At 45.2% G+C, this 19357-nt stretch carries 17 protein-coding genes, 1 tRNA gene and 2 rRNA genes (1 of these 20 only partly in view); 17 read left to right on the top strand and 3 right to left on the bottom strand.

The features are described from left to right. From KIK04_RS09895 to KIK04_RS09860, 8 genes are all read left to right on the top strand, one after another. Positions 1–1409: ribosomal RNA gene (locus KIK04_RS09895) — 23S ribosomal RNA — on the top strand (it extends 1525 nt beyond the left edge of the window). Positions 1410–1509: 100 nt separating this feature from the next. Continuing rightward, positions 1510–1626, top strand: a 5S ribosomal RNA gene (rrf, locus tag KIK04_RS09890). A 230-nt stretch (positions 1627–1856) separates the two neighbouring features. Next, positions 1857–3320 carry an IMP dehydrogenase gene (gene guaB / locus KIK04_RS09885; RefSeq protein ID WP_232278074.1) on the top strand — a complete coding sequence of 488 codons (1464 nt, stop codon included), beginning with the start codon at positions 1857–1859 and terminating at the stop codon, positions 3318–3320. Positions 3321–3524: 204 nt separating this feature from the next. Beyond that, positions 3525–4940 carry a D-alanyl-D-alanine carboxypeptidase family protein gene (locus KIK04_RS09880; protein WP_232278073.1) on the top strand — a complete coding sequence of 472 codons (1416 nt, stop codon included), beginning with the start codon at positions 3525–3527 and terminating at the stop codon, positions 4938–4940. 139 nt (positions 4941–5079) lie between these two features. Then, positions 5080–5961, top strand: a complete 882-nt coding sequence (gene pdxS / locus KIK04_RS09875; RefSeq protein ID WP_232278072.1) for a pyridoxal 5'-phosphate synthase lyase subunit PdxS — start codon at positions 5080–5082, stop codon at positions 5959–5961. A gap of 21 nt (positions 5962–5982) precedes the next feature. Further along, positions 5983–6576, top strand: a complete 594-nt coding sequence (gene pdxT / locus KIK04_RS09870) for a pyridoxal 5'-phosphate synthase glutaminase subunit PdxT (RefSeq protein ID WP_232278071.1) — start codon at positions 5983–5985, stop codon at positions 6574–6576. 200 nt (positions 6577–6776) lie between these two features. Next, complete coding sequence (gene serS, locus KIK04_RS09865) at positions 6777–8057, top strand: serine--tRNA ligase (protein ID WP_232278070.1); 1281 nt, start codon at positions 6777–6779, stop codon at positions 8055–8057. A 103-nt stretch (positions 8058–8160) separates the two neighbouring features. Then, positions 8161–8249, top strand: a tRNA-Ser gene (locus tag KIK04_RS09860). A gap of 250 nt (positions 8250–8499) precedes the next feature. Here KIK04_RS09860 and deoD read toward each other — a convergent pair. Together deoD and KIK04_RS09850 are read right to left on the bottom strand one after the other, a co-directional pair. Further along, positions 8500–9210, bottom strand: coding sequence for a purine-nucleoside phosphorylase (deoD, locus tag KIK04_RS09855; protein ID WP_232278069.1), 711 nt, complete (start codon positions 9208–9210; stop codon positions 8500–8502). A 266-nt stretch (positions 9211–9476) separates the two neighbouring features. Then, positions 9477–10253, bottom strand: a complete 777-nt coding sequence (locus KIK04_RS09850) for a Crp/Fnr family transcriptional regulator (RefSeq protein ID WP_232278068.1) — start codon at positions 10251–10253, stop codon at positions 9477–9479. Between the two features lie 223 nt (positions 10254–10476). Between KIK04_RS09850 and KIK04_RS09845 the strand changes: the two genes are divergently transcribed. From KIK04_RS09845 to KIK04_RS09805, 9 genes are all read left to right on the top strand, one after another. Next, positions 10477–11535 (top strand): BMP family lipoprotein, encoded by a 1059-nt coding sequence (locus tag KIK04_RS09845; protein ID WP_232278067.1) that lies wholly within the window; start codon positions 10477–10479, stop codon positions 11533–11535. 161 nt (positions 11536–11696) lie between these two features. Continuing rightward, positions 11697–13235 carry an ABC transporter ATP-binding protein gene (locus tag KIK04_RS09840; protein ID WP_232278066.1) on the top strand — a complete coding sequence of 513 codons (1539 nt, stop codon included), beginning with the start codon at positions 11697–11699 and terminating at the stop codon, positions 13233–13235. Beyond that, entirely contained in the window at positions 13228–14355 is a 1128-nt protein-coding gene (locus tag KIK04_RS09835; protein WP_232278065.1) for an ABC transporter permease, read from the top strand. The genes KIK04_RS09840 and KIK04_RS09835 overlap by 8 nt, the downstream gene beginning before the upstream one ends. Next, positions 14330–15283, top strand: a complete 954-nt coding sequence (locus KIK04_RS09830; RefSeq protein ID WP_232278064.1) for an ABC transporter permease — start codon at positions 14330–14332, stop codon at positions 15281–15283. The genes KIK04_RS09835 and KIK04_RS09830 overlap by 26 nt, the downstream gene beginning before the upstream one ends. A gap of 134 nt (positions 15284–15417) precedes the next feature. Next, positions 15418–15774 carry a hypothetical protein gene (locus KIK04_RS09825; protein ID WP_232278063.1) on the top strand — a complete coding sequence of 119 codons (357 nt, stop codon included), beginning with the start codon at positions 15418–15420 and terminating at the stop codon, positions 15772–15774. Positions 15775–15799: 25 nt separating this feature from the next. Beyond that, on the top strand, positions 15800–15970 hold the full coding sequence (locus KIK04_RS09820) for a hypothetical protein (protein ID WP_232278062.1): 171 nt from the start codon (positions 15800–15802) through the stop codon (positions 15968–15970). Between the two features lie 63 nt (positions 15971–16033). Further along, a complete protein-coding gene (locus tag KIK04_RS09815) occupies positions 16034–16192 on the top strand; it encodes a small acid-soluble spore protein P (RefSeq protein WP_232278061.1) in 159 nt (52 codons plus the stop codon). Positions 16193–16537: 345 nt separating this feature from the next. Then, positions 16538–17383: a YitT family protein gene (locus KIK04_RS09810; RefSeq protein WP_232278673.1), complete on the top strand. Its 846-nt coding sequence runs from the start codon at positions 16538–16540 to the stop codon at positions 17381–17383. A 165-nt stretch (positions 17384–17548) separates the two neighbouring features. Continuing rightward, positions 17549–18607: a hypothetical protein gene (locus tag KIK04_RS09805; RefSeq protein WP_232278060.1), complete on the top strand. Its 1059-nt coding sequence runs from the start codon at positions 17549–17551 to the stop codon at positions 18605–18607. 145 nt (positions 18608–18752) lie between these two features. Here the strand turns inward: KIK04_RS09805 and tadA are convergent, their stop codons facing one another. Beyond that, positions 18753–19334, bottom strand: coding sequence for a tRNA adenosine(34) deaminase TadA (gene tadA, locus KIK04_RS09800; protein WP_232278059.1), 582 nt, complete (start codon positions 19332–19334; stop codon positions 18753–18755). Between the last annotated feature and the right edge of the window lie 23 nt (positions 19335–19357).

Raw genomic sequence — 19357 nt, 5'->3', positions numbered from 1 at the left:
AGTGAGGCCGATGTGTAGGCAAATCCGCACATCACTAAGGCTGGGCTGTGATGGGGAGGGAAATTTATAGTACCGAAGGTCTTGATTTCATGCTGCCGAGAAAAGCCTCTAGCCAGGGAGAAGGTGCCCGTACCGCAAACCGACACAGGTAGGCGAGAAGAGAATTCTAAGGCGCGCGGAAGAACTCTCGTTAAGGAACTCGGCAAAATGACCCCGTAACTTAGGGAGAAGGGGTGCCTCGGTAGGGTTAATAGCCCGAGGGGGCCGCAGTGAATAGGCCCAATCGACTGTTTAGCAAAAACACAGGTCTGTGCGAAGCCGCAAGGCGAAGTATACGGGCTGACGCCTGCCCGGTGCTGGAAGGTTAAGGGGAGTGGTTAGCCGCAAGGCGAAGCTATGAACCGAAGCCCCAGTAAACGGCGGCCGTAACTATAACGGTCCTAAGGTAGCGAAATTCCTTGTCAGGTAAATTCTGACCCGCACGAATGGCGTAACGAATTGGGCGCTGTCTCAACGAGAGATCCGGTGAAATTTTAATACCTGTGAAGATGCAGGTTACCCGCGACAAGACGGAAAGACCCCATGGAGCTTTACTACAGCTTGATATTGGACTTTGGTACGGACTGTACAGGATAGGTGGGAGCCTTAGAAACCTGAGCGCCAGCTTAGGTGGAGGCACCGTTGGGATACCACCCTGTTCGTATCGGAGTTCTAACCTAGGACCGTTACCCGGTTCGGGGACAGTGTCAGGTGGGTAGTTTGACTGGGGCGGTCGCCTCCTAAAGAGTAACGGAGGCGCCCCAAGGTTCCCTCAGAATGGTTGGAAATCATTCGAAGAGTGCAAAGGCATAAGGGAGCTTGACTGCGAGACCTACAAGTCGAGCAGGGACGAAAGTCGGGCTTAGTGATCCGGTGGTACCGCATGGAAGGGCCATCGCTCAACGGATAAAAGCTACCCTGGGGATAACAGGCTTATCTCCCCCAAGAGTCCACATCGACGGGGAGGTTTGGCACCTCGATGTCGGCTCATCGCATCCTGGGGCTGAAGTAGGTCCCAAGGGTTGGGCTGTTCGCCCATTAAAGCGGTACGCGAGCTGGGTTCAGAACGTCGTGAGACAGTTCGGTCCCTATCTGTCGCGGGCGTAGGAAATTTGAGAGGAGCTGTCCTTAGTACGAGAGGACCGGGATGGACATACCGCTGGTGTACCAGTTGTTCTGCCAAGAGCATCGCTGGGTAGCCAAGTATGGAAGGGATAAGCGCTGAAAGCATCTAAGCGTGAAGCCCCCCTCAAGATGAGATTTCCCACTTTTGGTAAGACCCCTTGAAGACGACGAGGTTGATAGGTTCGGGGTGGAAGTACAGTAATGTATGGAGCTGACGAATACTAATAGGTCGAGGGCTTATCCTAAATAAGCAAGATGATTCGAAGTGACGATTTACCTTTCACGATCAGTTTTCAGGGCGCAAGTCTTGAATTAAATATTGGCGAGTATTAACGAGCCAAGCTGTCTGGTGATGATGGCGGAGGGGTTCCACGCGTTCCCATACCGAACACGACCGTTAAGCCCTCCAGCGCCGATGGTACTTGGACCGCAGGGTCCCGGGAGAGTAGGACGTTGCCAAGCAGCAAAGACCACTGACGATATGTCGGTGGTTTTTTTTATTTTTATTTGAAAAGTGCGCTAAAATTGGGTGTTATGTGGAATAGTAAGGGTAGTTTCAGTGTTCTTTCAACCTTGACACTGGTTATGGGCTCTGCTAATATTGGCATAATATCTAAACACAAATAGACAAATTTAGCATGTTGTATGTGCTGAAAAGACAAAAGCAAGCGTAGGAAAGGGAGGAACTTTTGGTGTGGGAGTCTAAGTTCACAAAAGAAGGTTTAACATTCGATGACGTGTTGTTGGTGCCTCGTAAATCGGTCACATTGCCGCGAGAAACGGATGTATCTACACGATTGAGCGATAAAGTTCAGTTAAACATTCCATTTATGGCAGCTGGTATGGATACAGTCACGGAAGCTCCATTAGCAATTGCTATTGCTCGCGAGGGCGGAATTGGTATTGTCCATAAAAATATGTCCATTGAGCAACAAGCAGAAGAAGTGGATCGTGTAAAACGCTCTGAAAGTGGCGTTATTACGAATCCCTTCTCTTTGACAGCAGATGGCACTGTTGCTGATGCAGATCGTTTAATGGCTAAATACCGTATTTCGGGTGTTCCGATTGTTGACGAAGACAATAAGCTTATTGGTATCATCACGAACCGTGATTTGCGCTTTGTGCATGACTACAACATTCCAATTCGTGATGTCATGACGCACGAAAACCTTGTAACAGCAGCGGTTGGAACAACCCTGCGTGAAGCGGAAGTCATTTTGCAGCAGCATAAAATCGAAAAATTGCCATTAGTGGATGAGACGAACACGTTGAAAGGTCTTATTACCATTAAAGATATTGAAAAAGCAATTCAATACCCTAATGCAGCTAAAGACATGCAAGGGCGTTTGCTCGTAGGCGCTGCTATTGGTATTTCCAAAGATACGTATGAGCGTGCTGAAGCGCTTGTGCAGGCTGGTGTTGATGTAATTGTCGTTGACTCTGCCCATGGACACCATATTAACATTATTGAAGCCGTACGCAAACTACGTGGCATATATCCAGAGCTTACAATTGTAGCTGGTAACGTGGCTACTGGCGAAGCGACTCGTGATTTAATTGAAGCAGGCGCATCCGTTGTTAAAGTAGGTATCGGACCAGGTTCTATTTGTACGACACGCGTTATTGCTGGTATTGGTGTACCGCAAATTACAGCGGTATATGACTGTGCTACAGTGGCACGTGAATACGGTGTTCCGGTTATCGCAGATGGTGGTATTAAATATTCCGGCGATATTACGAAGGCTATTGCAGCAGGTGCTAGCGCAGTTATGCTTGGCAGCCTGTTCGCAGGAACGGAAGAAAGCCCAGGTCAGTCGGAAGTTTATCAGGGCCGTCGTTTCAAAGTATACCGTGGAATGGGTTCTTTAGGAGCGATGAAAGAAGGCAGTAAGGATCGTTATTTCCAAGATAGCAGCAATGAGAAGAAACTTGTACCTGAAGGTATTGAAGGTCGAGTTCCTTATAAGGGGCCATTGGCTGATACTATCCACCAACTTCTTGGAGGATTGAAGGCTGGTATGGGCTATTGCGGTACAGCTAACTTGGAGCAGTTGAAAAATGATACACAGTTTGTACGTATTACAGGTGCTGGCTTGCGTGAAAGCCATCCGCATGATGTTCAAATTACGAAGGAAGCGCCAAACTATTCTCTATAACATAAACCTTTAATGGGAAAATTGGTTTCTTTCGACAAAGTTAGACAGGGTGTAACAACCCTGTCTTTTTTTTGTGTATGACGCTGTGTTAGAATAACTTCATATGGTTTGCACACATGGTCAAATACGACTGCAATCATTTAATATTATAAGAGGTTCTCATGGAGAGAGGAGTTGTACGTGGTGTTTAAGCCCAATACCAAAATGAATACTAACACAAACAATAACACAACTAAACGAACAACATGGAAGCGAGCGGTGGCGCTTGTAACTGCATGTCATATACTAACTTTTGCTGTAATGCCGTCTTTTGGCTTAGCACTTGCTGAAGGGTCAAGTATTGTTGCTCAAGGAACTAAAGCTGGGGAGGCTACAAAGCCTACCGCAGGGGCTACATCGGCACCTAAAGGAACTAAAGAGTCGCTTGGTTTGGAAGTAAGCTCTGCCATTTTAATGGAAGCAAGTACAGGTCAAATCTTGGTTGATTACAACTCTAAGACAGCGCTCCCGCCTGCAAGTATGACAAAGATGATGACGGAATACATTGTACTGGAAAAAATCAAAAGTAAGGAAATTAGTTGGAATAGCGAAGTGCCAACAACGAAGCATGCAGCTTTGACACAAGGCTCACGTATTTTCCTTGCGGAAAATGATAAGCACACGGTAAAAGAACTGTATATTGCGATGGCGATCGGTTCAGCTAATGATGCAACAGTTGCACTTGCTGAGTTTATTTCGGGTACGGAAGCCAAATTCGTCGATCTCATGAATGATACGGCGAAACGCCTAGGTATGGAGACAGCGCACTTCATCAACTCAACAGGCTTAGGACGCGATGATATGCCGAAGGAGTTCCAGCCTGCGAGCAAAGAAGAGACAGTGATGTCTGCCATGGACGTAGCAAAACTTGTACAGGCGATTGTAGTCGATCATTCTAATTTTAGCGAGTATACTAAGATTCAAAAATATAAATTCCGTGAGCGTGACAAGACGCCGATCGAGAACTTGAACTGGATGCTTGAGGCGAACAAATCGGTTCCCAATTTCAAGCGTTATGCGTATCAGGGCTTGGACGGAATGAAGACAGGATTTACAGACGAAGCAGGTAACTGCTTTGCAGGTACGGCAGAGCGCAATGGTATGCGCTTGATTACTGTTGTTATGGGTACTGATCGCAAAGATAAGGGTAAGCGTTTTGTAGAAACGGCGAAGCTTATGGATCACGGTTTTAACACATATGAGTTAAAGACGGCTGTTGCTCCTAAAAATGCTGTTGAAGGCCACACGACGGCACCTATTAAAAAGGGTGTTAGTACAGAGGTGCCTATCGTCACAGAGACAGGTATTACGTTCGCGCTGCCTAAAGGTGCAAGCATTGAGGGTAAGTTGAAAAAAGAAGTTAAACTTATCCCTGCTGAGCAGCTAGAGGCGCCTATTAAGAATGGTCAAAAAGTAGGTACGGCAACATTTACGTACAGTGATAACGGAATTGAGCAAAAAAAGACCGTTAATTTGATCGCTTCTGAAGAAGTGGAAAAAGGCAGCTGGTGGCGTCTGATGTTCCGCGCGATTCAAGAATTTTTTGTTGACTTGTTTATGTCGATAAAAGGATTGTTCTAATTGTTCAATCTAAACTTTTGGTCAATTAATTCCGACTAAAATGATTGTTTATCGCTTACTCTTTCATGTAAAATAGGTTGATAGAGATGAGAGAGATCTCAATATCTGACTAGTATGCTATGGCAGGAGGCAGTCAAGGATGGAAACAGGTACAGCTAGAGTTAAACGTGGTATGGCAGAAATGCAAAAGGGTGGCGTCATCATGGACGTCATGAACGCGGAGCAAGCAAAAATTGCGGAAGCGGCAGGCGCTACAGCAGTAATGGCGCTGGAACGCGTTCCTTCGGATATTCGCGCAGCTGGCGGTGTAGCTCGTATGGCTGACCCAACTATCATCGAAGAAGTTATGAAAGTTGTTTCCATTCCAGTCATGGCTAAAGCGCGTATCGGACATTACGTGGAAGCTAAAATCCTTGAGTCACTTGGTGTTGACTATTTGGATGAGTCTGAAGTATTGACTCCAGCTGATGAAGTGTTCCATATCGATAAGAACGAGTTTACTGTTCCTTTCGTGTGTGGCGCTAAAGATCTTGGCGAAGCGCTTCGTCGTATTAGCGAAGGTGCGGCTATGATCCGTACAAAAGGTGAACCGGGAACAGGTAACATCGTTGAAGCTGTTCGTCATATGCGTCATATTAACAGCCAAATTCGTAAAGTACAAAACTTGTCCAAAGATGAGTTGTACGCTGAAGCGAAAAACTTGGGTGTTGCGTATGATTTGTTGCTTGAAGTTCACCAACTCGGCAAGTTGCCGGTTGTAAACTTTGCGGCAGGTGGAGTAGCTACGCCAGCTGATGCTGCGTTGATGATGCATTTGGGCGCTGATGGTGTATTCGTAGGTTCCGGTATTTTCAAATCGGATAGCCCTGAAAAGTTTGCTCGCGCGATCGTAGAAGCAACAACACATTACACAGACTACAAGCTTATCGCGGAAGTATCTAAGAACTTGGGCGCACCGATGAAAGGCATCGAAATTTCGAAGCTGTCACCGTCTGAACGTATGTCAGACCGCGGCTGGTAAGCAGAAAGAAGGGTCCTACGCATGAAAATTGGAGTGTTGGCGCTGCAAGGCGCTGTTGCAGAACATATGCGCAGCTTGGAAACGGCAGGTGCACAGGCAGTTCAGGTGAAATGGCCCGAACAGCTTGCTGAACTGGACGGATTAGTCATTCCAGGTGGAGAGAGCACAACGATTGGCAAGCTCATGCGAAAATACGGATTCATCGATGCCATACGCGACTTCTCGGCGCAAGGCAAACCGATTTTCGGTACGTGTGCTGGACTCATCGTACTAGCTAAGCATATTGAAGGCCAGCAAGGTGAGGAGCAAGCTCATCTTGCTCTCATGGATATGACCGTGCTTCGCAATGCGTTTGGCCGTCAACGCGAAAGCTTTGAGGCTGATTTAGCGGTGAAGGGGATAGATGTAGCCGTACAAGCTGTATTCATCCGAGCCCCTCTAATTCAGAGCGTGGGCGAAGATGTTGAAGTGCTGTGCGAAGTGAACGATGAAATCGTCATCGCTCGCCAAGGACATTTACTTGCTTGCTCATTCCATCCAGAATTGACGGATGATGTGAGGTTGCACAGCTATTTTGTTGAAATGGTTAAACATAGAGCAGTTGACGTACGATAAGTAAAAAGGATATGAAGAAACACCTTGACTTCTTTCCCCCTATGGGGTAGGGTTAAGGTGTTTTTACTGATTAATTTACTGATGATAAGCCCCTGATTTTAGGGTTAAACATACATGGCAAGCTCATGTGACAGAAACGGTATCTCCTTAGTAAAAGTAAGGAGAAGTTAGCCGTTTCTACTTGTGTAGGAGGGATATTCGTGTTAGACGTTAAACGTTTACGTAACGATTTTGAAGGTGTTGTACAAGCACTTCAGAATCGTGGTAAATCAGAAGATATGATTGCTGAGTTCCCGCAGTTGGATGCGCGCCGTCGCGAAGTGTTGCAGGAAACGGAACAGCTTAAAAATCACCGCAACGTTGTTTCGCAAGAAGTGGCGAAGAAGAAAAAAGCAGGCGAATCTGCTGACGACTTAATCGTTGAAATGCGCGAAGTCGGTGACCGTATTAAAGCGCTGGATGATGAGATTCGTGATATTGAGGTACAGATTGAACAATTGACGTTGGCTATTCCGAACGTACCGCACGAAAGCGTACCAGTTGGACATTCGGAAGACGAGAACATAGAGGTTCGTCGTGAGTTGGAGCCGAAGCCATTAACGTTTGAAGCAAAGGCACACTGGGATTTGGCGCAAGATCTAGGTATTTTAGATTTTGAAGCAGCAGCAAAAGTAACTGGCTCTCGCTTTGTGTTCTACAAGGGCGCAGGGGCTCGTTTGGAGCGCGCGCTTATTAACTTCATGCTGGACGTACATACAGGACAGCACGGATATGAAGAAGTAATGCCGCCATTTATCGTTAATAAGGATAGCCTGGTTGGTACAGGTCAACTACCTAAGTTTGAAGAAGATTTATTCAAACTGCAAGGTACAGAGTACTACCTTATTCCAACGGCTGAAGTTCCTGTAACGAATATGCATCGTGAAGAGATTTTAAGTGTAGACGATTTGCCGCGCAACTACACGGCATATAGTGCATGCTTCCGCTCGGAGGCAGGCTCAGCAGGCCGCGATACGCGTGGTCTTATTCGCCAGCACCAATTTAACAAGGTTGAGCTCGTTAAAATTGTTAAGCCTGAAGATTCTTACGCTGAGTTGGAATCGCTAACAGCGCAAGCGGCTAAAATATTGGAGTTGCTCAAGCTTCCTTACCGTGTTATGTCGCTTTGCACAGGTGATATTGGTTTCTCATCGGCAAAAACATTCGATCTCGAAGTATGGTTGCCTAGCAGTGATAGCTACCGTGAAATTTCTTCTTGCTCTAACTTTGAGGATTTCCAAGCACGCCGTGCTAATATCCGTTTCCGCCGTGATGCAAAGTCGAAGCCGGAATTTGCACACACGCTTAATGGTTCAGGCCTCGCTGTAGGTCGTACTGTAGCGGCAATTTTGGAGAACTATCAACAAGAAGACGGTTCGATCGTTGTACCAGAAGTGCTGCGCCCATATATGGGCGGAATGGAAGTTATCCGTAAAAAATAAGTTTTATTTTTCAACAGCCTGTACTTGATTTAATTGAATCTGTATGCTATAATTGTGATTGTTCGGCTAAGGTAACACTTAGATTATGAACAATCACATATGTGGAGAGGTACCGAAGTGGTCATAACGGGGCGGTCTTGAAAACCGTTAGAGTGCAAGCTCACGTGGGTTCGAATCCCACCTTCTCCGCCATTCATATTGCAAATGCTACGTAACACATATAGAAACCCACATCTTAATGATGTGGGTTTTTTAGTACTTATTTTTGGGATATGACAAGAAATGATGGAGTAGAGAGCCAACTGCAAGGCAAACAAGTAATTAAACAAACAAACAAACAAACAAACAAACAAACAAACAAACAAACCCTCCCTTACAGCGAATTTAAGATCTGGCCTTAAATCGTTGTAGGGGAGGGTTATATTAGTTAAATATGAATGTCTTAAACAGAAGCAATCGCTGTTTCCAATGCAACTTCCATCATTTGATTGAAAGTGGATTGACGCTCAGCAGAAGTTGTCTCTTCGCCAGTCAAGATGTGGTCACTTACAGTCAAAATACACAAGCCGCGTACGTTATGCTTAGCAGCCAAAATGTACAATGCAGCAGCTTCCATTTCAACAGCCAATACGCCGTGACGACCAAGGTTCATGACGCCTTCTTTGTTCTCGCCGTAGAAGAAGTCAGCAGACAATACGTTACCTACACGTACGGACAAACCTTGGTTTGTAGCTACTTCGTATGCTTTGTGCAACAAACCGAAGTCAGCGATTGGTGCAAAGTGGAACCCAGGGAAGTTGTGAGGTACGATGCTTGAGTCAGTTGTAGCTGCTTGAGCGATCAATACGTCGCGAACTTTAACGTCCTGTTGGATTGCACCGCAAGTACCTACGCGAATAAGCGTTTTGCAGCCATAGTCTTTAATGAGCTCTGTAGCATAAATGGAGAACGATGGAATACCCATACCAGAACCTTGTACAGAGATACGTTTTCCTTTGTAAGTACCTGTGTAACCGAACATGTTACGAACTGTGTTGTAGCATGTTACGTCTTCCAAAAATGTTTCAGCGATGTATTTCGCACGCAAAGGGTCTCCTGGCATCAATACAACCTCTGCAATTTCACCTTGTTTTGCTTCCAAATGAACACTCATTATGAAATCCCCCATCCTATCTTGTTGAAACAGGTCGTTTTATTGTGTGAAAAACAACATATAAATAACCTGTAAACGTTTACTAAGAGCGTAACATGAGACGCTCGATCCATGCGGTGCGGACATTCCGCTTTATTTTGTAATCTTCATCACAAAAAAAAGAAGGCTAACGTTACTGCAACGTCGGCCATTGTAGCATAAAATAAGAATGAAACTACGTTAAGAAAGCGCTTTACATGGCTACTTCAAATATAATATCCGAACATTCAAAGTAAATTTGGCATGGAATCTTCAGAACGCCAACGTCGTTGCTTTGGATGCGGGACGTCTGATTCGCACATAGCGGTCAGTCGCTCGAAATCAAGAATGTAGATATGCTTTTGCTCCAGTGTAATAAGCTGTTCGTCTTGAAATTCTTTTAGCGTCTTGGATAAGGATTCACGTGTAACGCCAATCATGTTGGCCATCACGTGATGTGTAAACTTATAAGTAATCTTAATACGGTCGTCTTCTTCGCGACCTAGATTGTAATATAAGTCCAGCAGTAAATTAGCGGTCTTTCTGCGAACATCCATAAAGGATAAATAACAAACTTTACGGTTTAATACACGGATATGGTCAACTAATTGACAATAAGCGCGTTTCAGAACCGATGGATGCTTCTCCGCTAATTCGATAAAGTCGCTGCGACTCATAACCCAAGCGTGAACCGCCTCCATTGCCTCTATTGAAGCAATGCGAGCTTGGTTCGGATATATGGCTTCCAATTCACCAATCATCTCACCAGGGAAGAAGAAATTATAAATAATTTCTTTGCCCTCTTGCAAGCGAAACACTTTTACAGAACCAGAACGAACAATATAAATATCTGTATCTTGATCATCCTCATAAATGAGGGTGTGATTCTTCTTAAACTGTCTTTGCTTCAGTTTGAGTTCCCACTCATGCAACACATGGTCGGGTAGATCTTGAAGAAAATTAACTTGTCGCAAGTCCGTGATCATGAGCAACACTTCCCCTGTGTAAAATGGGTCCATCATCATTATACATGAGAATGAGCATAAGGAACATGGACATGGCCTTGAATCACTAATGAAAGCGGTTACTACCTATATTTTACTTGGGGGGTGTTGCGTGTAAGCGCTTTTACAACATGATGTGCATGCGGAGCGTGAAGCATGCATACGCAACTTATTTATACGCAGTATTGAAACGTAAGTAGTTAGCTTAAGCTTTACCATGATGAATACTAGGGGGACTAGAAGTATGGTAGGGAAGAAAAGAAGATCAGTAATGTTGCTTATGGTGGTAGCGATGGTGTTCTCGTTTGCACTAGCTGGTTGCGGCGGCGCTAAGCCAAGCACTGAAGGCGCAAAACAAGAAAACGGCGCAGCTACAGATGGCGCTAAAGGCAAAGACTTGAAAATCGGCCTTGCAACGGATATGGGTAGCGTAAACGACAAATCGTTTAACCAATCCGCATGGGCAGGATTGAATAAGGCAAAAGATGAGTTCGGCGTTGAAATTAAATATTTGGAGCCGAAGTCTGACAAAGACATCATTCCTAACTTGAATCAATTCCTTAAAGGCGGTTATGACCTGACTTGGGGTACTGGCTTCCCTTTGGTTGATCCAATTGCACAATTGTCCAAAGACAACCCAGACAAGAAAATGGGTATTATCGATGGCGAAGTGAAAGCACCTAACGTTGCTTCTGTATTGTTCCAAGAGCACGAAGGTTCCTTCCTTGTGGGCGTTATCGCTGGTTTGACAACGAAAACGAACAAAATCGGTTTCGTAGGTGGTATGGAGAACCCAGTAATCAAGCGTTTCGAAGCTGGTTTCCGTGCAGGTATTAAAGAAGTGAATCCAAAGGCTGAGTTTAAGTCGATCTACGTTGGTAACTTCAACCGTGTAGATATGGGTAAAAGTGCTGCTGCTACTTTGTATGGCGATGGCATGGACATCATTTTCCACGCTTCTGGTATCGTTGGTAACGGTGTATTTAACGAAGCAAAAGAGCGCTTTGGCCGCGGTGAGCGCGTATGGGTTATCGGCGTAGATATGGACCAATCCGAGACGTTTGGCCACGATATTACGTTGACATCTATGATTAAAAAGGTTGACGTTGCGGTATACGAAATTGCTAAATTGCTCGTTGAAGATAAATTCCCAGGTGGAAAAACAACGTTCATGGGCTTGAAAGAGAACGGTGTAGGTATCGCTCCAACTTCGGACAAGAACGTATCTGCAGATATCTTGAAAAAAGTTGATGAATACCGTGAAAAAATCATTAAAGGCGAAATTAAAGTGCCTACTGAATAAGGAACAAGATTCCCCTGCCAATCGCGGCAGGGGACTTTCATCCAGACAACTACTTTTCAAATGTACAGTCTTAACGAATAGAGAGATGAACAAGACAATTGATAGTGACACAGAGAAATATAGGTGTGGTTACAGGTTCATTTTGATGGGGAGGGAAGATCATGAAAGAACAGCAACAGACCGTCTTAGAGTTAAAAGGACTAACGAAGCGATTCCCCGGAATTATTGCAAATGATCATATTGATCTTGAATTGCGCAAAGGTGAAATACTTGCCTTATTGGGTGAGAACGGCGCAGGTAAATCGACATTGATGAATATGGTATTTGGTCTTTATCAACCTTCTGAGGGTGAGATTTGGGTAAATGGTAAGTCGGTAAAAATGGATACGCCGAGTACGGCAATTGAGCTAGGTATCGGGATGGTTCACCAGCACTTTAAGCTTGTGCCGCCGTTTACAGTGACAGAGAATATTATTCTCGGTATGGAAACGAAGCGGGGCTTGCAGTTGGATCAAAAATCGGCTGCTAAGCGTATTCAAGAATTGTCTGATTTGTATAAGCTCAATTTGCAACCGCATTCACGCGTCGAAACAATCTCTGTTGGGATGCAGCAGCGGGTTGAAATCATGAAAATATTGTACCGCGGAGCGGACATTCTTATATTCGATGAGCCTACGGCTGTATTGACGCCGCAAGAAATTAGCGAATTGCTAATCATTTTGAAGCGACTGGCTAGTGAGGGTAAATCGATCATCATTATTACGCACAAATTGAAAGAAATTATGGAAGTGGCTGATCGTTGTACGGTCATTCGCCGTGGTAAGGTTATCGGCACTGTTAACGTGGCAGATACGACACCACAAGCATTGGCTGAAAAAATGGTTGGTCAGTCGGTGAAATTGACAGTTGATAAGGCTGAGGCTACACCGAAAGACGTCATGATCGATATCAAAGATCTGTGGGTGAAGGATGAGCAAGGCCACGATGCGGTTAAAGGGATGTCGTTCCAAGTACGAGCGGGTGAGATTGTCGGTATTGCTGGTGTAGATGGCAATGGACAGACGGAGCTCATCGAGGCGATTAGCGGCATGCGTCCGCAGCAAAAAGGAGATATTCGTTTGCAAGGAACGTCCTTGGCAAATATGAATCCGCGTGAGGTTGCTGAGAGAGGAGTCAGCCATATCCCGCAGGACCGTCATAAACACGGTCTAGTGCTCGATTTCTCGGTCACCGAGAATATGGTGCTGAAATCGTACTTCACTTCACGGTGGAGCAAAGGCGGCTTGCTACAGCACGATGCGATTCGCAAGTATACGGAAGAAATGATCAAACAGTATGACATTCGTACGCCTGGCACAGAGGTGTTGGCGCGTTCGCTGTCTGGGGGCAATCAGCAAAAAATTATTATTGCCCGAGAGATCGAACGCAAGCCGCAGTTTATTATCGCGGCTCAACCAACTCGCGGTCTGGATGTCGGCGCGATTTCATTCGTACATCGTCAGCTCATTAAAGAGCGCGACGAAGGTAAAGCCGTACTGCTCGTATCGTTCGAGCTTGAAGAAATTATGAACGTGGCTGATCGTATACTCGTTGTATTTAACGGTCAGGTCGTTGGCGAGACGACACCACAAGCGACTACAGAGCAAGAGCTTGGACTTATGATGGCTGGTAAGACGGAAAGGGGGGTGACTCATGGCTAACCATGCACAAACAGGCAAGTCGTCATCCGGTTGGTTGGCTCTGCTCAAGCAGGAGTCGGTATGGATTTCGGTCTTATCTATCATTATCGGTTTGATCATTGGTGCGGTGGTAATGTTAGCTGGTGGATATGATCCATTGCTTGCTTACGAATCACTCTTATTGAAACTTTTTGGATCAAAGTATGATGTGGGTGAAGCTTTAGGCGTTATTGTACCGCTTATTATGACAGGTCTTGCTGTTGCGATTGCCTTCCGTTCAGGTATGTTCAATATCGGGGTTGAAGGTCAAATCGTAATGGGTTCCATAGGAGCAATCGTTGTAGGGCACTTCGTGAACTTGCCACCTGTATTGCACGGAATCGTTTCCTTGCTTGCAGGTACGGTGTTGGGCGGATTGTGGGGCATGCTCGTAGCATGGCTGAAGACAAGCCGCGGCATTAATGAAGTTATTACGTGTATTATGTTGAACTGGACTGCGCTTTACTTGAGCCATATTGTGATTCGTACCCTTATGGAGGAGCCAGGTGCAGGACGTTCTAAAATGATTCAGGACTCAGCAAGCATTTCGCTAGATCGACTAACAGCTTGGATGGACGGAGCTCGCGTTCACTGGGGCTTTGCCATCGCGATGATTGCTGTAATAGGCTACTACTTCTTTATTAATAAAACGAAGTGGGGCTATGAAATGCGTGCAGTAGGCTCCAATAAGCATGCAGCACATTACGCAGGTATTTCCGTAAAGAAAACAACACTTCGTGCCTTCTTCATCTCCGGTATGCTCGGTGGTATGGTTGGTACATTCGAAGTGTTGGGCGTATTTAAATATTTGGCTATCGCGCCAGCAACATCAGGACTTGGCTTTGACGGTATTGCCGTTGCATTGCTCGGCATGAACACAGCACTTGGTGTATTACTTGCCGCAATATTATTCGGTGCTCTGATGTACGGTGCGCAAGGTATGAGTTTCGGTGCTGACGTACCAGGCGAAGTTATTCGAATGGTTATCAGTATTATCATCTTCTTTGCCGCAGCGCCAGGTATATTGCGCCTTGTGTTGAAACGCTGGCCACGCAAACGACAGGAGGTGAGCGCTGATGGAAGCAATGGCGTTTCTGCTTAACGGTACGTTCGTATTTGCAACTGCGCTTATATTCGCAGCGCTTGGTGGATTAATCACAGAACGTACGGGGGTAGTTAACCTCGGTCTAGAAGGATTCATGGTAGCGGGAGCATTTTCTGCTGCTGTCACTGCTTACTTTGCGGAGCAAGCGGGTCTAGGCGGGATGTCGGCATGGATCGGCTTCCTAAGTGCTCCATTGTGCGCGTTGTTGTTCGCGCTAATGCATGCAATTGCTTCAGTTCGCTTTAAAGCGGATCAAGTTATTAGTGGAATCGTCGTCAACATGTTGGCAGCAAGCTCTACGTTCTTCTTAGTTAAGCTCATTTTCGATGGAGCGGCGGAGACGCCAATGTTGACTGAGGTATTTGGTAAGACGAACATTCCGTTCTTGTCGGATTTACCGTTTTTCGGTGTAGCATTTTTCCAAGTGTACCCGACGACGATTGTGGCACTTATTCTCGTCGTAATTATTTACTTTGTAATGTTTAAAACACCGCTTGGTTTGCGGATGCGTGCTGTAGGTGAGCATCCAGGATCAGCTGACACAGCGGGAATCCGTGTTAACCGTCTTCGCTTCTTAGCAGTATTAGTGGGCGGTATGGTCGCTTCCTTAGGTGGCGCGACTATCGCGTTGACTGCAAATAGCAGCTTCTCGTTCAATACGATTTCCGGTCAAGGGTTTATTGCCTTGGCGGCTGTTATCTTCGGACGTTGGCACCCAATCGGAGCGATGGGAGCAGCATTGTTCTTCGGCTTGGCACAAGCGTTGAAGGATAAAGTACAGCTGTTCGAATTTGCGAAGCAGGTACCGACAGAAGTGTTCTACATGCTTCCGTATGTGCTCACACTAATCGTGCTTATCTTTACATCCAAGCGCACTAGTGCACCGGCAGCACTCGGTCAGCCGTACGATCCGGGTAAACGCTAAGTTAATAGCGAAAGCGGAATTAAAAATATTGTGAAGAGCCATAGCGGCGGGGTTAGTCCCGTTTGCTATGGCTCTTTTGTATAAAATGCCGACCCCGTCCGCAAACTGTAACAGAACAAGTGGAGGTGTTGGTATTGCATAGAGACGAATCGATTCAGATCGACCAAGCGCAGCTTGCAGCCGCTTGGCAGCAAACGCTGCCGTGCTTATTGGATGCAGGTGATAAGGCAACCGTACTGCCGGATGAAGGCGTTCCTAATGGGCTGCGCATTCATATTGATACGGCAGGGCGTCAATTGTATTCATTTGATTTTCAATGCAAATATGTGGATTCGCGCGAAGTGCGGTTGGACTTGGTGGATGTGGAGCGGGATGGGCGCACCGTAGACGAGCGAACGCCGATCATTCAGGAACTTACGCAAAATTATGCGCGCCATATTCACGAATGTGCGCAAGCATTGCATGATTTGACGCATCACGGTAGTCAATAAAGGTTACGAACAGGAGGAACATCAGATGACGAAGGCAAAGCAAGGCTTAGATAAAAATTTAAGCGGTGTTGTGGATGATTTAGCGCAAAGCGCGGTCAATAGTCACCAAGCGCAACAGCTACAGCAGGATCGCAACGATCGTCGTCATCAGGACGCTCTAAATCACGATAGCTCGACGGATTTAGAGCATTTATAGTGCAAAGAGAGAAGTAGCAATAAAGCGACCGCCTAGGCGCTGGATGAAGAGGATGTGATTGCGATGAGTAGTGGAAAATCAAAAGCGATTCCTGTACCTGAAGCGGATCAACCAACGCGGCACCGTGCTGGCAATGAACGAGGGGCTGTTCAAGAGCCGTTATCGGGTTCCAAAAAAGTGAAAAGTAAAAACCATGTAAGTCATAACAATCCGCAAGGATAATGATAAAACAGCGAACCCTTGTGATTCCTTACGAGCCAGTTAGGAATTGCGAGGGTTTTGCACTTTTTATAAACAAAATTACGGAAAAACCAACTATTAGGAGCTTGCATTCGGTATAATAGAAGTAAGTAAGGATAAACAGATAGTAATTTATAAGGAGAGGTGAAGTAGTTGGAGAAAAACAAGCTAACGAATAGTCAGACTGACAATCAGGACGTTCCACAGTCTGAACATAATCAAACCCAAAGCGAGATGAAGGTTCCTTCTGAAGGGTTGCAAGAACAGGCTTTAAATGAACATTTTGCAACGAATGGCGCTCATGCAGCTGCGAAGCAACATTCCAAAATGGGCATTGGCAATTTGCTAACCCGTGTGTTCTTTATTATTGTGGGTGCAGTGTTGATGGCTGTAGGTCTTGAATTGTTCCTCGTTCCTAACCAGATTATAGATGGTGGAGTTACCGGTATTTCAATTATTAGTTCACACTTATCTGGTTGGCCACTTGGTATATTCCTATTTGTGTTGAACTTGCCGTTTCTAGTCCTAGGTTATAAGCAGATTGGAAAGACGTTTGCATTATCCACATTACTAGGTATTATCGTGATGTCAGTAGGGACACAATTGCTGCACTCCACACCCGCGTTCGTCGATGACGTGTTTTTAGCTGCGGTGTTCGGGGGAATTGTACTCGGTATCGGTATCGGTATTGTTATACGTTTTGGGGGGTCGCTGGATGGGACGGAAATCGTGGCCATTTTGCTGAATAAGAAGACTCCATTTTCAGTCGGCGAAATTGTCATGTTTTTCAACCTCTTCATTTTAACAAGCGCAGGCTTTGTATTTGGATGGGATAAAGCCATGTACTCGTTAATTGCATACTTTATTGCGTTCAAAATGATAGATATTACGGTAGAAGGTCTGAATGACTCAAAAGCAGTCTGGATTATAAGTGATAATCATAAAGCAATTGGGGATGCGCTACTTAGCCGATTAGGGCGTGGAGTTACGTACATGCATGGCGAAGGTGGATTTTCTGGGGATGAGAAAAAGGTCATTTTTACGGTTATTACTCGTCTTGAAGAAGCGAAACTAAAGGCGATTGTAGAGGAGCAGGATGACCAAGCATTCTTGGCAATTGGCGATATCCATGATGTAAAAGGTGGAAGATTTAAGAAGAAGGACATCCACTAGTTCGTGATATTAGTCCTTTATTGGTCCTTAATGACTAGAGCGACACAAAATGTCGCGTAATTATTACTAAAGAACTATTTCCATACAAACGTGATTGGGGTAATATGTAATGGGTAAATTTAGTTAACTTTAGTTGACTTCATCATGAGTGGGAGGCTTACCGGAATGAAGAAATGGTACAAAGGAACGTTAGCGGTAATGCTTGCAGCTACGCTGGTTATTGCCGGTTGTGGATCAAAGCAGAATCCAAAGGAAGCTGTGCAAGCATCGTTTGATAAGTCGCTTGAAGCGACATCTTATGAGTTTAAAATGGGCTTGAAGGTTGAAGATTTGCAAATGAAGTTAGATGCAGTTGCGAATGATCCACAATCCCAAATGGCTATTAACTACATGAAGAATGCGGAATTGTCTTTCTATGGCGTGTATCAAAAGGAACCTTTCCAAATGGAAGGTACTTTGGATATTAATTTGCAAGGTGACATGGCAATCAACTTTAAGTTGCCGATGGTAATGACAGCGGAGAAAATGTGGGTTAAGGTTCCGAATATTGCATTCTTGCCTATCCCAGAAAAGTTAGTTAATAAGTACATCGAGGTTGACTACAAGAAGTTGGCTGAATTGTCTGGCGAGCCTGTAGCTATGCCTACACCAGAAGATCAAAAGAGCTTGCAGAAGTTCACTTCGGAATTGTTTAAAGTATTCTTGAGCAAATACGACGAGAAGGCATTCTTTACAGAGATCGCGAAAAAAGATGCGGCTCTGCCTGAGAGTGTAGACGCAAATCAAATCGTTAAGTTTACGGTTACGAACGACAACTTGGAGCAAGCGGTTAATACTTTCGTGAAAGATGTTGCACCAGCAGCTGTGGATGTATTCGCGAAAGAAGAATACCGTAAACTATTGAAAATCGAGCAAGCTGATATTGATACAATGAAATCGGAAATGAAAGCAAGCGAAGCTACTATTGCTGCAGATGTAGCTAAGTTCAAAAAGCAAGCAAAAATTAACGATTTTAGCATTACGACAGCAATCAATAAAGATAAGTATCCAGTGCATCAAACGGTTGCAATTGATACTGAAGTTAACAACGGAACTCCTGGCGAAGAAGTAAAATTGAAGTTGAAAGTTACAAACGAAATGTCCAAAGTTAACGAGAAAGCGACGTTTAAATTGGGCATTCCGAAAGATGTAGTTACATTGGAGCAATTGCAAACAATGTTCTAAGTTTTATTTGATAAAATGTTGAAAGACCTACCCATTTGGGTAGGTCTTTTTTTGCGGATTAGTGAAGTAAACGGAAAACTTCTGGTTCCTTGTTTCCTTAATCCTTTTCCTGTGCTCATTTACGAAACACGACGTTTAATAACGATTACGATTGTATGGGAGGTTCCGAATGAGATTGCGTATGAGGCTCCGTATGAGCTGTCGTAGGAGCTTCCGTTTGCAGTACAGCAGATCGCTTCAAGCGTAATTTTCTAAAGAAGTTAGTTAGTAATACAGCGCATTCCTCGCGCAATATTCCATCTGTGACTTCCGAACGGTGATTAAAGCGGGACTCCTGCAATAAATTCATAAGTGTTCCGACACAGCCTGCTTTCGGATCGGTTGTACCGTAAACGACGTACGGTACACGAGATTGGACGATAGCTCCTGCGCACATGGGGCAAGGCTCTAACGTCACGTAAAGTGTACAGTTAAGTAGCCGCCACGATTGTAGGGACTCGCTCGCTTCGCGAATTGCGATCATTTCGGCATGCGCAGTTGAATCGAGCGTCGTTTCACGCAAGTTGTAACCGCGCCCGATAATTTCATTATTGTGGACAACAATGGCGCCAATCGGAACTTCCCCGATCGCTTCCGCTTGTTTCGCTTCTTCAATAGCAAATCGCATCCAATATTCATGCGATAACGTTTCTGGTTCTCCTGTTGGAGAAATCGTTGAGTCTGACATCGACGGCAACTTCCCCTTTCTAT

Origin of the sequence: Paenibacillus sp. 481, assembly GCF_021223605.1 — a bacterium.
GTDB lineage: Bacteria > Bacillota > Bacilli > Paenibacillales > Paenibacillaceae > Paenibacillus_B.
Note: the sequence above shows the minus strand (reverse complement) of the source record. Positions and strands in the feature narration are given on the sequence as shown.

Coding starts and splice junctions, on each gene's coding strand:
- KIK04_RS09840 (WP_232278066.1), top strand. CDS start 11,697: ATGAAAGAACAGCAACAGACCGTCTTAGAGTTAAAAGGACTAACGAAG.
- KIK04_RS09815 (WP_232278061.1), top strand. CDS start 16,034: ATGAGTAGTGGAAAATCAAAAGCGATTCCTGTACCTGAAGCGGATCAA.
- tadA (WP_232278059.1), bottom strand. CDS start 19,334: ATGTCAGACTCAACGATTTCTCCAACAGGAGAACCAGAAACGTTATCG.
- pdxT (WP_232278071.1), top strand. CDS start 5,983: ATGAAAATTGGAGTGTTGGCGCTGCAAGGCGCTGTTGCAGAACATATG.
- KIK04_RS09805 (WP_232278060.1), top strand. CDS start 17,549: ATGAAGAAATGGTACAAAGGAACGTTAGCGGTAATGCTTGCAGCTACG.
- KIK04_RS09830 (WP_232278064.1), top strand. CDS start 14,330: ATGGAAGCAATGGCGTTTCTGCTTAACGGTACGTTCGTATTTGCAACT.
- KIK04_RS09810 (WP_232278673.1), top strand. CDS start 16,538: ATGGGCATTGGCAATTTGCTAACCCGTGTGTTCTTTATTATTGTGGGT.
- deoD (WP_232278069.1), bottom strand. CDS start 9,210: ATGAGTGTTCATTTGGAAGCAAAACAAGGTGAAATTGCAGAGGTTGTA.
- pdxS (WP_232278072.1), top strand. CDS start 5,080: ATGGAAACAGGTACAGCTAGAGTTAAACGTGGTATGGCAGAAATGCAA.
- KIK04_RS09880 (WP_232278073.1), top strand. CDS start 3,525: ATGAATACTAACACAAACAATAACACAACTAAACGAACAACATGGAAG.
- KIK04_RS09835 (WP_232278065.1), top strand. CDS start 13,228: ATGGCTAACCATGCACAAACAGGCAAGTCGTCATCCGGTTGGTTGGCT.
- KIK04_RS09850 (WP_232278068.1), bottom strand. CDS start 10,253: ATGATGATGGACCCATTTTACACAGGGGAAGTGTTGCTCATGATCACG.
- KIK04_RS09820 (WP_232278062.1), top strand. CDS start 15,800: ATGACGAAGGCAAAGCAAGGCTTAGATAAAAATTTAAGCGGTGTTGTG.
- KIK04_RS09845 (WP_232278067.1), top strand. CDS start 10,477: ATGGTAGGGAAGAAAAGAAGATCAGTAATGTTGCTTATGGTGGTAGCG.